This is a genomic window from Clostridium sulfidigenes (assembly GCF_052067195.1).
GTDB lineage: Bacteria > Bacillota > Clostridia > Clostridiales > Clostridiaceae > Clostridium_J > Clostridium_J sulfidigenes.
Genome location: NZ_JBQHQR010000007.1, coordinates 1 through 15,086, shown reverse-complemented (window position 1 = coordinate 15,086; position 15,086 = coordinate 1). Strand labels below are relative to the sequence as shown.

Here is a 15,086-nt window from a genome sequence, read left to right as displayed (position 1 = left end):
AATAGATAATAAAATAATATGGTTAAATTGGAGTATAATAATATATATCTCAATGATTATTTTATTATCCTTAAAGAATCGTAGGTGTATTACATGAAGAGATTGGAAAGAACTTATAATAGAACTATGACAGCATTTATAAAAGTTGCAAACCCTATAAAAAAGAGAATAAAAAAGACAGAATGTATAGTCCATAAATTTATAAATAAAGAAGCTCTTCGTTTATTAAAGCAGGAGGGTTATACTGAAGAGTATCATTTCTTTGTTAAACATTTGTTAGATTTGAATAAAGGTGTAAAATGGGCTGATGCAGATTTGAAAAGTACTAATCATTTCTATCATCATGAGAAGGGAATCGGTCTATATGGATTTTCAAATGCTAAAGTAGAATGTGTAAAGTATTATAAGGCATCGGTGTTTTACGGTGCAAATTCTGATATGAATAAAGCTCTATTTTTATTAGGTGCTGCTTGTCATTTAGTACAAGACTCCACAGTGCCAGCTCATGCTATGAAAAACTTGAAAAAACATAAACCTCTGGAAAGTTTCATAATAGATAAAGTTATTAATGGATATAAAATTCCTTTAAAAGATCCTATAATCACTTATGGAAGTCCTGAAAAATATGTTATTGAAAACACAAAGTTTGCTGTTAAAACCGCTAAGTCCTTTGAAAGTATAAGAATCAAAGAAAATCGGTTTAATGAAATTGCAGATGTGATATTACTTAGAGCTTGCACAACAACAGCAGGATTACTCATTGATTTTTATAATACCTTAAAGATTATAGAATCTAAAAGTGAAGATTAGAGCTATATATAATGTAAGAACTACCACGAAAATATATTGGTAGTTCTTTTTTTTAGGTACTATAACTGTAATTTTCAACATAATCTTATTTTTTCTTATGCAATAGTAAAAATAAAGGAATTTACAAAATTAAAAAGAATATTATCAATAATATAAAAATATGGAGGTGTGAAATGGAGAGCTTATTTGTAAGTTTAGAAAAAGAGGTTTTTAGAGGTAACGTATTGGATATTACTTATGGAAACCAGGGTATAATATATAAGGCTAATAAATATTATGATAATTTTATAGATGTTAATTATTTGGAGAATGCACCTTCTAAATCCTGTGATAATGAAGGGTATTATGATAGCTGTATAGTATTTTTTACCTTAAATAAAATTAAAACCCATAGACAAAAGCTAAAGCTTTTTGATAATATATATAGATTAATGAAAAATAATGGATATGTTTATATTTGGGATGTGGAAAAGGAGCCATTAAAGACATTACAAAAAAATATAAGGGTATCATTGCCTGATAAAAGTATGAAGAATTTTCAAATAAACTTACTTAACTTATTCACTGATAATACTTCATCAAAAATTATAGACGGACTAAAGAATTATTTTGATATTGTAGAAGCAGTATCTTCCAATGGTACCTTTAGGATTGTGGGCAGAAAGAAAGGATGTTAATAAAAATGAAAGTAGTTTTAGTTGCAGTAAATTCAAAGTATATACACAGCAATTTAGCAGTAAGATATTTAAAAGCATATACAAAGGATTTAGATTATAATTGTCACACTATGGAGTTTTCTATAAATGATAGAGAAGAAAGAATAGTTGAAGAAATACTATACGAAAAACCAAATATAATAGGATTTTCCTGTTATATTTGGAATATTGAGTTTGTTAAAAAGGTATCAACTTTAATAAAGCTTATAGACAGTAATATTGAAATTATATATGGAGGCCCAGAAACTTCTTATAATCCTATTGAGTTTTTAACAGAAAATGTAGGTGAATATTTAATTGAAGGAGAAGGTGAAGAAACCTATAGAGAATTAATTAATTTTAAAATAAATATTGAAGTTAATGGAGATAATAATAATTGTGAAAATATTAAGGGATTATACTACAAAAGTAAGGAAGGCATTATATATGGAGGTAATAGACCATTAATGGATATGAACAATATAGTATTTCCTTATGAGACTGATGACGACTTAAAAAATAAAATTGTATATTATGAAGCTTCTAGAGGATGTCCTTTTAATTGTAAGTACTGTCTATCTTCAACTACCCATGGAGTAAGATTCTTAAACATAGATAGAGTGTTAAAAGAACTACAATATTTTATAGATAAAAAAGTTAAATTAGTTAAATTTGTTGATAGAACCTTTAATTGTAATAAAGCTTTTGCAAATGCTATATGGAGTTATCTAATTGAAAATGGAGAGAATACCTGTTTCCACTTTGAAGTATCTGCAGATCTATTTAGTAGTGAATCAATAGATATACTTAGTAAAGCACCTAGTGGCATGTTTCAATTTGAGGTAGGTGTTCAAACCACCAATAATGAAATATTAAGAAATATTAATAGAACTATAGAATTTTCAACTATTAAAGAAAAAGTATTAGAGCTAAATAAACTAAAGAATATTAAGCAACATCTAGATTTAATTGCAGGGTTACCTGGTGAAGACTTTAACTCCTTCAGAAAATCCTTTAATGAAGTATATGAGATTAGTCCAGAGGAGTTACAATTAGGATTTTTAAAGCTTTTAAAAGGTTCTCAAATGAGGGAAGAAAGTGAAAAATGGGGAATGGTTTATTCACCTTATCCACCTTATGAAATTCTAAAAACAAAAAATATAAGTTATGATGAATTAATTATACTAAAGAAAATTGAGCATATGGTCGATAAGTATTTAAATAGTGGTAAGTTTTATACTATATTAAATTTCTTTAAAAAAAGTAATAAATTCAAAGATATATTCGAATTCTACTATGAACTATCTAAATTTTATGATGGCAAGGGATACTTTAGACGCAGCATAGCATCTGTAGATTATTACTCTCTCTTTGTTGAATTTAATGACTTTATCAAAGCTGGTGAGAAAGAATTATTATTAGACATAATAAGATATGAGTATTTCTCATATAATAACACAAAGTGGATACCTGACTTTCTAAGAATAGAAATGAGTAAAGTTGAAGAGAGAAATATAAAAGAATACATTATGAATAAAAATTCTATAGATAATATAAATAAAATAAGTGTGTTTAAATTTAATCATAATATACAAAGTTTTATTGAATGTGGAGAAATAAAGAAAACCTTAAATTATATTGCCTTTATAAATAATCACATTAAGGAAAGAATATTTATACAGGAAAGTGAATTAAAAGTTCAATAAAATGTCAAGTAAAATCTTTGTTATTTTAAAAAGTACAATATATTAATTTTTTGTATTGGTATATTGTACTTTTTAAGAAAACTGATATAATAGATTTTAATATATCTTTTAAAGAGTTGAACTAACCCATGTTATAAGTTATCCAATACCACTTAGTTATTATGGTTACATAAGTGCAGAAATTAGACTTAATACAAGTGGTTATATATATAATTAATACTTAAAAGGTGGTGATATTTTGGCGCTAGAAGCAATTAGTAAAATTCAACAGGCCGAATCTACTGCAAAGGATATATTAGAGAAAGCAGTAGAAAATAGCAAACAAATAATTAGTGATGCTCAAGTTAAAGGCAATGAAGAGTACCATGCTATCATTGAAGATGCTACAGAAAAAGCAAAAAAAATGAAAGAAGATGCTCTTAATAAAGGAAATGAGGAGTCACAACCAACCTTAGCTAAAGGGGATGAAGAAGTTAAAAATATAATTAATACTTCTAAGGAAAAGATTGATTTAGCTATTAATTTAGTAATTGAGAGGATAGTGAAGTTCAATGGCAATAGTTAAAATGAATAAATTTATGCTCTTAGCCTTTGAAAATCAAAAAAAATCTTTGCTTGAGAAACTGCAATCCTTCCAAAATGTACAATTCCTAGATTTAAGTAAAAATGAAAGTAGTGAATTGAATCAATTAAAAAGTGATAGTGCAAGCAGTGAAATTTCTGAAGTAGAAGGTGAATTATCAAAAGTAAAATTTATCATTGAGCTTTTGAGCACATTTAGTGAAAAGCCTAAACTACTAAAAGACCTAAAGGAAGGAAAAAAGAGCTATAGCTATGATGTGTTAGAGCAGATTACAAGTACCTCTCATTGGCATGAGGTATATAGTGACCTAAAACAAAAAGATAATAAAATAAACATGAATCATAATTATATAACTAAATTAAAGGCCAATATAGAAGAGCTAAAACCATGGGAATCTTTAGACACCTCAGTAGAAAGCATAAATGTACTAAAAAAATCTAAGGCTATACTAGGTGAAATTCCACAAGGGAATGTAGATTCTTTAAGGCTTAAGTTAGAGGAAACAACTAAAAACTACTACTTTGAAGTTATTAGCAGCATAGGTAGAAACAGCTACATAATGGTGATAGCTCACAATGATGACTTAGCTGATATAGAACAACTGCTCAAATCTTCAAGCTTCAGTAAGATTGATATTCAATGTGATGGAGTACCTAAAGAAGTTATAAAAGAGTACAAAAAAACCATTGAATCAATAAATACAGAAAATAATTTTATTCAAGAAGGTATGAAAGAACATGTTAATAAACTAGAAGAATATAAAGTAGTTTACGAATACTACAGTTCTTTATTATTAAGATTAAAATCTACCGAAAATTTCCTGAAGAGTAAAAACATTGTGGCTATAGAAGGATACTATCCTTCCGAATTGCATAATGACTTTCAAAGCACATTGAAAAGTATTTTAGGTGATGATTATTATTTAGAATCAGAATCCGCAGAAGGTGACGATGTACCTGTTAAATTAAAAAACAATAAAGTCTTTGAATCCTTTGAAAATATTACTTCTATGTACAGTGTACCTAAGTATAAGGAGATTGATCCAACACCACTGTTAGCACCTTTTTACATATTCTTCTTTGGAATGATGCTATCAGATGCTGGATATGGCCTTGTGATGTTTGTAGGTACTTTAATTGCACTTACTACTTTTAATTTAGATGAGGACACGAGAAAATCTATAAAGATGTTTTTCTTATTAAGTATTTCTACTATATTCTGGGGCATCATGTATGGTAGTTATTTTGGGGATTTTATCAAGATAGCTCCTCTATGGATGAAACCGGATAGTAATGTAGGATTACTAATGATTGTCTCTGTAGTAATGGGACTAATTCAAATTTATGTAGGTCTTGGAATTAAAGCATACATGCAAATAAGAGATAAAGATTACTTTGGAGCCTTTGCAGACGTTGGATTATGGTATATTACCCTAACTGGTGCTATTATTTGGGCATTAAGTGCTTTTGTAGATTTAGCTTCTCTTGGAGTTCCAGCTGTAATAATTGCTATAGCAAAATATGGTACTATTGCTGGAATGGTAGGAATTGTACTTACTAACGGACGCCAAGAAAGTTCTATAGGTGGTAAGTTAGGCCAAGGATTCTATGCTCTATATGGAATAACATCCTATGTAGGTGATTTAGTTTCTTATACTAGACTTGCAGCTTTAGGACTAGCAACAGGATTTATCGCTTATGCATTTAATATTATGGTAAGTATGGTATCAACTTCATGGGCTACAATTATATTTGGTGTAGCAATATTCGTAGTAGGCCATGTATTTAACTTATTTATCAACGCATTAGGTGCCTATGTTCACACATGTAGATTACAATACCTTGAATATTTCGGAAAATTTTATGAAGGTGGAGGGACATCCTTTGAGCCTTTAAAATATAATTCTAAATATTTTAAAATATCAAAATAGATAAATTAGGAGGAATAAAATATTATGATGGATTTTTTAATGGGAAACGGTGGAATAATTATAGCAGCTTTAGGAGTTGCTCTTGCAGCAGCATTACCAGGGATAGGATCAGCAAAGGGTGTTGGTATAGTTGGTGAAGCAGCAAGTGGACTTTTAGCAGAAGAACCAGAGAAGTTTGGTAAAGCCTTAATTCTTGAATTACTTCCAGGTACTCAAGGATTATATGGATTTGTTATAGCACTTTTAGTATCTTTACAATTATCACCAGATATGTCTTTTGGTCAAGGGTTTTATCTATTTGCAGCTTGTCTTCCAATAGCTATAGCAGGATGGAAATCAGCTATATCTCAAGCGAAAACAGCAGCTTCAGCAGTTCAAATTTTAGCTAAGAGACCAGAGCACAACACAAAAGGTATTATATTGACTGTTATGGTTGAAACTTATGCACTTTTAGGATTTGTAATGTCTCTTCTACTAGTAATGAGTGGTAACTTTTAATTAAGGAAGTGAATAATATGTCTAATTTGGATAATCTTACTTCTAAAATTATAAAGGATGCAGAAGTAAAAAAAATTGAAATTTTAAATGAATCTACCGTTAAAGCTGATGAAATAATTAAAAAGAAAACAGAAGAGGCCAATAAAAAAGCTTCTTCTATTTTACAAAAAGCTGAAATGGAAAGTAAAACTATAAAAGAAAGAATTATCTCAAAAACTGATTTAGAAATAAGAAATAAAAAATTATTAGCAAAGCAACAAGTTATTGAGAAAGTGTTTGAAGCAGCTAAGGAAAAACTAAAAGCTATGAATGCAGAAGAATTCACTAAATTTATAAAAAACTCTATTATGGCTTTAGACATCCATGGAGATGAAGAAATAATTATAAACCCAGTAGATAGAGATAAGCTTCCTGAAAAGTTCTTAGACGAGGTAAATAAGTCCTTGATATCTAAGGGCAAATTAGGAAATTTAAAATTCAACGTTAAAACTCATGAAATTGATGGTGGGTTTATCCTTAGTAAAAATGGAATTGAGATAAATAATTCCTTTGATGAACTTGTGAACTCACTTAAATATGAATTAGAGTATGAAGTTGGGAAAATATTGTTTACAGAATAGTAAGGAGGTATTTAAATGGACAGAATGGATTTTACCCATGCTGTAGCTCGATTAAGGGTAATGGAAAAAAGACTCCTTGATAAAAATAAAATTGAGAGATTATTAGATAGTGATGGACCACAGGAAGTTTTAAAGATATTACAGGAAACTACTTATGGTGAACTTATTAATAATATAGATTCAGTTTATGATTATGAAAAAATCCTTAAGGAAGAGCTAGTGAATCTTTACAGCACTTTATATAAAATATCTCCTGTAAAAGAAATTATAGATATTATGAGTTTAAGATATGATTATCATAATATTAAAGTTTTATTAAAGGCAAAAGCCTTGGGCAAGGATTTATCTAATATTTTAATACCAATAGGAACAATTCCTTTAGATACTCTTAAAAACTGTATTTTATCTGATGAGCTAAAATCCTTAGATAAGCAAATTCAAAAAGTTATCACTAAGGTAGAAAAAGAGTTTGAGGTTAATTCAGATCCTCAAGTAATAGACACTCTTTTAGATAAATACATGTTTGAAGGTATGATAGAAAAAGCAAGGAATATAGATGTTCAGTATATAACTAGATATGTAAATGAGTCTATAGATATTACTAATATAAAGACTATGCTTAGAGTTAAAAAACAAAATAAAGATGGTAGATTCCTTGAAGGTGTATTAATACCTGGTGGAACTATAAAGCATAACTTTTTTATAGAAGGAATAAATGAATCCCTAGAAATCTTTACTAGTAAAATATCTAGAACCCCTTACTCAAAGGTACTACATACCATCTTAGAAGAATACATGGCTACAGGTAGCATTTCATCCTTAGATGTACTCTATGATAATTATATTATGGATCATGCAAAGGAAGCTAAGAGAGTTAACTTCGGACCAGAGCCTATCATTGCATATATAATTGCTAAAGAAATTGAAATTAAAATAATTAGAATTATTATGGTAGGAAAGATTAATAAGGTTGCTACTGAAGTTATCAGAGAAAGGTTGCGTGAACTATATGTATAAGATAGGTGTAGTTGGAGATAAAGATTCAATACTAGCATTTAAGGCCTTAGGAATTGATGTTTATCCAGCAGTTGAAGCTGAAGAAGCAAGAAAAATTGTAGATAAAATGGCTTTTGAAAATTATGCTGTAATATTTTTAACTGAGCAATTAGCTCAGCATTTAGAAGAAACTATTGAAAGGTATAATAAGAAGCTTATACCTGCAATTATACTTATACCAAGCAATCAAGGCACACTAAATATTGGTAAACAAAAAATCAGCGATTATGTAGAAAAAGCTGTTGGAGTAAATATCTTATAGAAAGGTAGGTAAAAAACTTGAAGAATGGTACTATTGTTAAAGTTTCAGGTCCATTAGTAGTTGCTAAGGACATGGATAATGCTAATATATTTGACGTTGTAAAAGTTGGTGAAAAGGGACTTATTGGTGAAATCATTGAAATGAGAGGCGATAAAGCTTCCATTCAGGTTTATGAAGAAACCTCTGGTATAGGACCTGGAGACCCAGTAATTACAACAGGAGAGCCACTAAGTATAGAACTTGGACCAGGATTAATCGAAGCTATGTTTGATGGTATTCAAAGACCACTTAATGCTTTGCAAGAAGCTGCAAATTCTCATTTCCTTAAAAAAGGTGTTGCGGTTAAATCTCTAGACAGAACAAGGGTTTGGGAATTTAATGCTACAGCAAAGGTTGGAGATGAGGTAGAAGCTGGAGATATTATTGGAACAGTTCAAGAAACTGCCGTAGTTCTTCACAAGATAATGGTTCCTAATGGAGTAAAAGGAAAGATTAAAGAAATAAAATCAGGTAACTTTACTATAGTTGAAACTGTTTGTATCGTAGAAACCGAAAAGGGTGATAAAGAGTTAACCCTAATGCAAAAATGGCCAGCTAGAAAAGGAAGACCTTATGCTAGCAAGTTAAAACCTATTGAGCCAATGATTACAGGACAAAGAGTTATAGATACATTTTTCCCAGTAGCTAAAGGTGGAGCTGCAGCGGTACCAGGACCTTTCGGAGCTGGTAAAACAGTAGTTCAACACCAGATAGCTAAATGGGGAGATACTGAAATTGTTGTTTATGTTGGATGTGGTGAACGTGGTAATGAAATGACAGACGTTCTTAATGAATTCCCAGAACTTAAAGACCCAAAAACTGGTGAAAGCTTAATGAAGAGAACAGTACTTATTGCTAATACTTCAAATATGCCAGTTGCTGCCCGTGAAGCTTGTATCTATACTGGTATAACTATAGCAGAATACTTTAGAGATATGGGATACTCAGTTTCTATAATGGCAGACTCTACTTCAAGATGGGCTGAGGCTCTAAGAGAAATGTCCGGTAGACTTGAAGAGATGCCTGGTGATGAAGGATATCCAGCTTACCTAGGATCAAGACTTGCAGATTACTATGAAAGAGCTGGTAAGGTTATATGTTTAGGAAAAGATGGTAGACAAGGAGCAGTTACTGCTATTGGAGCCGTATCTCCTCCAGGTGGAGACTTATCTGAACCAGTTACTCAATCTACTTTAAGAATAGTTAAGGTATTCTGGGGACTAGATGCTCAATTAGCTTATAAGCGTCACTTTCCTTCAATAAACTGGTTAAGTTCATACTCATTATACTTAGATAGTATAGGTCAATGGATGGATGATGAAGTAGCATCAGATTGGTCTCAACTAAGAATTGAAGCTATGACACTACTACAAGAAGAAGCTAGCCTTGATGAAATTGTTAGATTAGTAGGTATAGATGCACTATCTGAAAAAGATAGATTAAAATTAGAAGTTGCAAAGTCTCTTAGAGAAGACTATTTACAACAAAATGCTTTCCATGAAATAGACACTTATGCTTCACTTGGCAAACAACATAAAATGCTAAAATTAATTCTATTATTTAGAAAAGAAGCTGAACGTGCTTTAGAAGCTGGAGTTTATCTAAACAATATATTAAATTTACCTATGAGAGATAAAATTGCAAGAAGTAAATATATTGCCGAAGATAATATTGACACTATCAATAACATCGCTGAGGAATTAGTAGTAGAAATTAATAGATTAATTAGCGAAGGAGGGGTTCTAGATGCTTAAAGAATACAGAACTGTTACAGAAGTTGTAGGACCTTTGATGGTTGTTGAAGGTGTTGAAGGCGTTAAATATGACGAATTAGTTGAAATAGAATTACAAACTGGAGAAAAGAGAAGAGGTAAAGTTCTAGAAGTTAATGGTTCTAAAGCAATGGTTCAACTTTTCGAAGGTTCATCTGGAATAAACTTAAAAGGTACTAAAGCCAAATTTCTAGGAAGACCTCTAGAACTTGGAGTATCTGAGGATATGTTAGGAAGAATATTTGATGGTATGGGAAATCCAAACGATGATGGTCCTAGTATTATAGCTGAAAAAAGAGTAGATATAAACGGTGAGCCAATTAACCCAGTATCAAGGGATTATCCATCTGAATTTATTCAAACTGGAATTTCTGCTATAGATGGGCTTAATACATTAGTTAGAGGTCAAAAACTACCTGTATTTTCAGGTTCAGGACTTCCACATGCACAATTAGCTGCTCAAATAGCACGTCAAGCTCAAGTTCTTAACTCAGATTCTAAGTTTGCCGTTGTATTTGGAGCTATAGGTATAACTTTTGAAGAAGCCCAATTCTTCGTAGATGAGTTTAAAAAGACTGGTGCTATAGATAAATCAGTACTATTCATGAACTTAGCTTCAGACCCAGCTATCGAGAGAATAGCTACCCCAAGAATGGCTCTTACTACAGCTGAGTATTTAGCTTATGAAAAAGGAATGCACGTACTTGTTATATTGACTGATATAACAAACTATGCAGAAGCTCTAAGAGAAGTATCAGCTGCTAGAAAGGAAGTTCCAGGTAGACGTGGATATCCAGGATATCTTTATACGGACCTATCTACCCTTTATGAAAGAGCTGGAAGATTAAAAGGTATAGAAGGATCTATCACTCAAATTCCGATTCTTACAATGCCAGAAGATGATAAGACTCACCCAATTCCAGACTTAACTGGATATATAACAGAAGGACAAATTATTCTATCTAGAGAGTTATATCAAAAGGGTATAATGCCTCCAATAGATGTATTACCTTCACTATCAAGACTTAAAGATAAAGGAATAGGTAAGGGTAAAACTAGAGAAGACCATGCAGATACTATGAACCAATTATTTTCAGCATATGCACAAGGTAAGCAAGCAAAAGAATTATCAGCAATTCTAGGTGAATCTGCTCTTTCAGATGCAGATAAAAAATATGCTAAGTTTGCTGAGGCTTTTGAAAATGAATATGTTTCTCAAGGATTTAATACAAATAGAAGCATAGAAGAAACTTTATCTCTTGGATGGAAGCTTCTAACCATACTTCCTACTACAGAGCTTAAGAGAATTAGAGATGAATACCTTGAAAAGTATATGCCTAAGGGAGATGAGGCATAGCATATGGCAAGATTAAATGTCAATCCTACTAGAATGGAGCTATCCAAATTAAAGAAAAGACTAGCTACTGCAACTAGAGGGCATAAACTTCTTAAAGATAAACAAGATGAATTAATGAGAAGGTTCATAGATCTAATAAAATACAACAATAAGCTACGTGGTGAAGTTGAAGAGAAACTTCAAGGTGCCTTTAAGGATTTTCTTATGGCATCAGCAGCTATATCACCTGAGTTCTTGGAAGAAGCTATTTCTTATCCTAAGGAAAGCATATCTTTAGAGCTAGCAGAAAAAAACATAATGAGTGTAAATGTACCTGTTATGAACTTTGTACGTAAGCTAGAAGGAGATTCAGGTAGTATATATCCTTATGGATTTTACAGTACTTCCTCAGAACTTGATAATTCTATAGAACAGCTTTATTTAATTCTTCCTAAGCTTCTAGAACTTGCAGAAGTAGAAAAGTCTTGTCAGCTTATGGCCGATGAGATTGAGAAGACAAGAAGAAGGGTAAACGCTCTAGAATATATGACAATTCCTCAGCTTCAAGAAACAATTAAGTATATTAAAATGAAGCTGGATGAAAATGAAAGAGGTGCTTTAAGCCGTCTAATGAAGGTAAAAGATATGATGGAAAAAGCACAGGCTGCAGCTGAGCAGATGTAAAAGAGGTAACCTCCGGGTTACCTCTTATTTTAATTTCTGTTTACTTAAATTCACTCACATAAAAATTGGTTAGTCTCACTAAGGATTCTTCGCCCACTTTCATAGGTTAATAAGCTCTTAGCTTCCTCATAATTACACCATCTATAATCCTCAATTTCTTCTACTTGAATTTTAATTAAACTATTATCAGCTTCTCCTAAAAACAATACCACTTCTTTTTCAATAAAATTATCAATATTATATTTATCTGTAGCTCTAAATCCATCAATTAAGTTAACTTTCAGTCCACATTCCTCAAAAACTTCTCTTAATGCTGTTTCTTCTTCTGTTTCTGAATATTCCATATGGCCTTTAGGGAATCCCCAATAACTATCAAGTCCAATACTTTTTAAAAGCAAATATTTAATTCCTTTATTTGAGGTTTTATATACTACTGCTCCACATGATTTTTCATAGCTCATATTCTCATCCACATTATTAATTAAAATATCCATTATTTTATCTCCTTAATTAACTTTTCTATTTCATATATAGAGCCAACTTCTATAAACTCTATATATGTCACTTATCTTTTTCCAAAGTTTTCTTGGGTTAACTTTACTGCTAGCTCCTGAATTTCTTCTGCTGTTGTATTATAAGGATTTATTGAGTTTTCTAATATATTTTTAGTTCCTTCTATAGGGTTATTATAATAATACTCTAGTACAGTATCTCCTAAGTCAAATAATATACTTAAAGGCTTTTCAAAAAATCACAACCTCTATGAAAATAATTAATTTGAAAATATATGAATATTATACACTAACTTCAATATTATTATTATAAATTTATGAATTATATTTATATAAATGGTATAATATAACTACTATTTTAAAATATATTCAATAAAAAATATGATTAAAAAGGAAATAGGTTATGAATATTATTAAATGCCAAAAACAAGATCTATCAAGTATTTTTGATATAATTTCTAAGTGTAAAACTCATATGGAAAGCCATAACATCTATCAATGGAATGAATTTTATCCTAGCTTAGATATTATAGAAACTGATATTATTAGTGGTAATTGCTATTTGTTAAAAGACAACGGACTATCTATAGCATATTTCGCCATAGATGAAGAGCAACCCTCAGAGTACAATAACATAAATTGGATTACTCAAGGTGAAAAAGTATTGGTTATTCATAGGTTAGCTGTACTTCCTGAATATCAAGGTATGGGAATTGCAAAGAAAATATTAAAATTCATTGAAGAGTTTGCTGATGAAAATAAATACACATCTATAAGATTAGATGCTTATAGCGAAAATAGAAAAGCACTTAAATTATATGAGAATCATGGATATAAAAGAGTAGGTAAATTATATTTTCCTAATAGAGAAGTTCACTTTTATTGCTATGAGAAGAAGGTAAAAAACACGCCCATTCCAGAGATTTTAATTCCTATGTTAAATGAATATGATAAATCCCTAAGAGATAACTTTCCTAATAAGATATTTGGTATATATATTTATAATTCAGTAGCACTAGGTTGTTTTAGTGAGAAAACAAGCGATATAGATTTTATAACAATATTAAATGAGGAATTTGAAAATGAAGATATTGGTACCGTAGAAAAAGTCCATAGGAAAATAAGTAAAACTTTTGAATATGGTAATAGGATGGAAGGCATGTATATAACTAAGGATAAAGTAGGTAAGCTTAATTCAGAAATAAGCCCTTATATATACTTTTGTGATAATATTCTTCATTACTATGGCTATTACGATATTAATTATATTACTTGGTGGACACTAAAGTATTTTGGCATACCTATAAATTGCTCTGATGTTAACAGTTTATCTATAGAAGTAGATTGGTGTAGTATTATAGAAAATATGAACTTCAATTTAAATAATTATTGGAAGGATAAATTAAGTGAAAATTATATATTTCTCCAGGATGAATGGATTGAATTCGCAGTTGCAACCCTATGTAGAATACTATATACCTTAGAAAATAAAGCTATAACTTCTAAAGACAAAGCTTTAGAATATGCAATAACTACTATACCTAAGGAGTATAGTTTAATTATAAAAGAATGTTTAAGACTTAGGAAGCGAAATTCTGATTTATCCTTTTACAGATCAACATTTGAAAGAGAACACTCAGTTAAAGACTTCATCAAATTTATTATAGAGATCTGTAATGAAAAGTATAAGTTATAGGAAAGGAATTGTATAAAATGCAAAATATAAAAACCATATTAGATAGTATAGTAGAAAGCTATAAGACCATATTAAAGGATAACCTAATAGGAATCTATATTCATGGTTCTTTAGCTATGGATTGTTTTAACCCTGATATAAGTGATATAGATTTTTTAGTAGTAGTAAAAGAAAACCTAAATGCCAATGATAAAAGAAAGCTTGTAGATATTTTATTAGAACTATCTAAAGATGGACCAGGAAAAGGTTTGGAAATGAGTGTGCTTTTAGAAAAGGATGTTAAGAACTTTAAGCATCCAACTCCATATATACTTCACTATTCTAATGCATATAAAACAACTTATGAAGCTAATCATAGCTATTTATGTGAAGATGGAGAAGATCCAGATTTAGCTGCTCATATTACAATAACAAGAGCTAGAGGGATTTGTATATATGGTAGCTCCATAGAAGATATATTTTCACCTGTACCAAGAAAAGACTATTTAAAATCAATTTATTTTGACATAGCAAATTCTAGAGAAGAAATTATAAAGTTGCCTATGTATACTATTCTTAATCTTTGTAGAGTTCTATATTATCTTAAAAAAGACGTTATTTGTTCCAAAAAAGAGGGGGGACAATGGGCATGCTCTAATCTTCCGAAGGAGTATATAAAGACTGTAGAAAAAGCTTTAAACTGCTATGAAGATGGAGAAGAAGCTAATTTTAATGAGAAAGGTCTAGTGAACTTTGCAGATTTTATTATGAACAATATAGATAACTATTTTAATAGTGAGACTAACTATATGAAGTCAATATAATTTTTATATAAATTTCTTAATTGTTAGTGTCCTAAAAATTTGCATGACAAATAAAGCAACTTGAATGTTGCTTTTAAAAAAAAG

Annotated in this window: 15 protein-coding genes; 14 read left to right on the top strand and 1 reads right to left on the bottom strand. The window is 30.2% G+C overall.

Features of this window, described 5'->3' with window-relative positions; translation table 11 throughout:
* Nucleotides 1–93 precede the first annotated feature (93 nt).
* From ACTNBA_RS09690 to ACTNBA_RS09635, 12 genes are all read left to right on the top strand, one after another.
* Nucleotides 94–810: a zinc dependent phospholipase C family protein gene (locus ACTNBA_RS09690; RefSeq protein ID WP_035131377.1), complete on the top strand. Its 717-nt coding sequence runs from the start codon at nt 94–96 to the stop codon at nt 808–810.
* A 173-nt stretch (nt 811–983) separates the two neighbouring features.
* On the top strand, nt 984–1,487 hold the full coding sequence (locus ACTNBA_RS09685; RefSeq protein WP_150845503.1) for a hypothetical protein: 504 nt from the start codon (nt 984–986) through the stop codon (nt 1,485–1,487).
* Nucleotides 1,488–1,492: 5 nt separating this feature from the next.
* Nucleotides 1,493–3,211, top strand: coding sequence for a B12-binding domain-containing radical SAM protein (locus ACTNBA_RS09680; protein WP_441073723.1), 1,719 nt, complete (start codon nt 1,493–1,495; stop codon nt 3,209–3,211).
* 238 nt (nt 3,212–3,449) lie between these two features.
* On the top strand, nt 3,450–3,776 hold the full coding sequence (locus ACTNBA_RS09675; protein WP_035131371.1) for a hypothetical protein: 327 nt from the start codon (nt 3,450–3,452) through the stop codon (nt 3,774–3,776).
* The gene (locus ACTNBA_RS09670) at nt 3,763–5,724 is read left to right on the top strand and encodes a V-type ATP synthase subunit I (RefSeq protein WP_441073721.1); all 1,962 of its coding nucleotides are present in this window, start codon (nt 3,763–3,765) and stop codon (nt 5,722–5,724) included. The genes ACTNBA_RS09675 and ACTNBA_RS09670 overlap by 14 nt, the downstream gene beginning before the upstream one ends.
* A 24-nt stretch (nt 5,725–5,748) precedes the next feature.
* Complete coding sequence (locus tag ACTNBA_RS09665) at nt 5,749–6,222, top strand: V-type ATP synthase subunit K (protein WP_441073719.1); 474 nt, start codon at nt 5,749–5,751, stop codon at nt 6,220–6,222.
* A gap of 17 nt (nt 6,223–6,239) precedes the next feature.
* On the top strand, nt 6,240–6,842 hold the full coding sequence (locus ACTNBA_RS09660) for a V-type ATP synthase subunit E (protein WP_441073717.1): 603 nt from the start codon (nt 6,240–6,242) through the stop codon (nt 6,840–6,842).
* A gap of 15 nt (nt 6,843–6,857) precedes the next feature.
* On the top strand, nt 6,858–7,859 hold the full coding sequence (locus tag ACTNBA_RS09655) for a V-type ATP synthase subunit C (protein WP_441073715.1): 1,002 nt from the start codon (nt 6,858–6,860) through the stop codon (nt 7,857–7,859).
* On the top strand, nt 7,852–8,160 hold the full coding sequence (locus tag ACTNBA_RS09650; RefSeq protein ID WP_035131363.1) for a V-type ATP synthase subunit F: 309 nt from the start codon (nt 7,852–7,854) through the stop codon (nt 8,158–8,160). The genes ACTNBA_RS09655 and ACTNBA_RS09650 overlap by 8 nt, the downstream gene beginning before the upstream one ends.
* Before the next feature lie 17 nt (nt 8,161–8,177).
* The gene (locus ACTNBA_RS09645) at nt 8,178–9,953 is read left to right on the top strand and encodes a V-type ATP synthase subunit A (RefSeq protein WP_441073713.1); all 1,776 of its coding nucleotides are present in this window, start codon (nt 8,178–8,180) and stop codon (nt 9,951–9,953) included.
* A complete protein-coding gene (locus tag ACTNBA_RS09640; RefSeq protein WP_035131359.1) occupies nt 9,946–11,328 on the top strand; it encodes a V-type ATP synthase subunit B in 1,383 nt (460 codons plus the stop codon). Before ACTNBA_RS09645 ends, ACTNBA_RS09640 begins: the two co-directional genes overlap by 8 nt.
* Before the next feature lie 3 nt (nt 11,329–11,331).
* Nucleotides 11,332–11,991: a V-type ATP synthase subunit D gene (locus ACTNBA_RS09635; protein ID WP_346893130.1), complete on the top strand. Its 660-nt coding sequence runs from the start codon at nt 11,332–11,334 to the stop codon at nt 11,989–11,991.
* Nucleotides 11,992–12,041: 50 nt separating this feature from the next.
* Here ACTNBA_RS09635 and ACTNBA_RS09630 read toward each other — a convergent pair whose 3' ends face one another.
* Nucleotides 12,042–12,485: a bis(5'-nucleosyl)-tetraphosphatase gene (locus tag ACTNBA_RS09630; protein WP_441073710.1), complete on the bottom strand. Its 444-nt coding sequence runs from the start codon at nt 12,483–12,485 to the stop codon at nt 12,042–12,044.
* Between the two features lie 421 nt (nt 12,486–12,906).
* Here ACTNBA_RS09630 and ACTNBA_RS09625 point away from each other — a divergent pair, with 421 nt between their 5' ends.
* Both ACTNBA_RS09625 and ACTNBA_RS09620 read left to right on the top strand, forming a co-directional pair.
* Complete coding sequence (locus ACTNBA_RS09625; protein ID WP_441073708.1) at nt 12,907–14,199, top strand: GNAT family N-acetyltransferase; 1,293 nt, start codon at nt 12,907–12,909, stop codon at nt 14,197–14,199.
* A gap of 17 nt (nt 14,200–14,216) precedes the next feature.
* A complete protein-coding gene (locus ACTNBA_RS09620) occupies nt 14,217–15,002 on the top strand; it encodes an aminoglycoside adenylyltransferase domain-containing protein (protein WP_441073706.1) in 786 nt (261 codons plus the stop codon).
* The last annotated feature ends 84 nt before the right edge of the window (nt 15,003–15,086 follow it).

What these genes read in the sequence shown, in the direction of transcription:
- ACTNBA_RS09690 (WP_035131377.1), top strand. Translation starts at nt 94, where the DNA reads ATGAAGAGATTGGAAAGAACTTATAATAGAACTATGACAGCATTTATA.
- ACTNBA_RS09685 (WP_150845503.1), top strand. Translation starts at nt 984, where the DNA reads ATGGAGAGCTTATTTGTAAGTTTAGAAAAAGAGGTTTTTAGAGGTAAC.
- ACTNBA_RS09680 (WP_441073723.1), top strand. Translation starts at nt 1,493, where the DNA reads ATGAAAGTAGTTTTAGTTGCAGTAAATTCAAAGTATATACACAGCAAT.
- ACTNBA_RS09670 (WP_441073721.1), top strand. Translation starts at nt 3,763, where the DNA reads ATGGCAATAGTTAAAATGAATAAATTTATGCTCTTAGCCTTTGAAAAT.
- ACTNBA_RS09665 (WP_441073719.1), top strand. Translation starts at nt 5,749, where the DNA reads ATGATGGATTTTTTAATGGGAAACGGTGGAATAATTATAGCAGCTTTA.
- ACTNBA_RS09660 (WP_441073717.1), top strand. Translation starts at nt 6,240, where the DNA reads ATGTCTAATTTGGATAATCTTACTTCTAAAATTATAAAGGATGCAGAA.
- ACTNBA_RS09655 (WP_441073715.1), top strand. Translation starts at nt 6,858, where the DNA reads ATGGACAGAATGGATTTTACCCATGCTGTAGCTCGATTAAGGGTAATG.
- ACTNBA_RS09650 (WP_035131363.1), top strand. Translation starts at nt 7,852, where the DNA reads ATGTATAAGATAGGTGTAGTTGGAGATAAAGATTCAATACTAGCATTT.
- ACTNBA_RS09640 (WP_035131359.1), top strand. Translation starts at nt 9,946, where the DNA reads ATGCTTAAAGAATACAGAACTGTTACAGAAGTTGTAGGACCTTTGATG.
- ACTNBA_RS09635 (WP_346893130.1), top strand. Translation starts at nt 11,332, where the DNA reads ATGGCAAGATTAAATGTCAATCCTACTAGAATGGAGCTATCCAAATTA.
- ACTNBA_RS09630 (WP_441073710.1), bottom strand. Translation starts at nt 12,485, where the DNA reads ATGGATATTTTAATTAATAATGTGGATGAGAATATGAGCTATGAAAAA.
- ACTNBA_RS09625 (WP_441073708.1), top strand. Translation starts at nt 12,907, where the DNA reads ATGAATATTATTAAATGCCAAAAACAAGATCTATCAAGTATTTTTGAT.
- ACTNBA_RS09620 (WP_441073706.1), top strand. Translation starts at nt 14,217, where the DNA reads ATGCAAAATATAAAAACCATATTAGATAGTATAGTAGAAAGCTATAAG.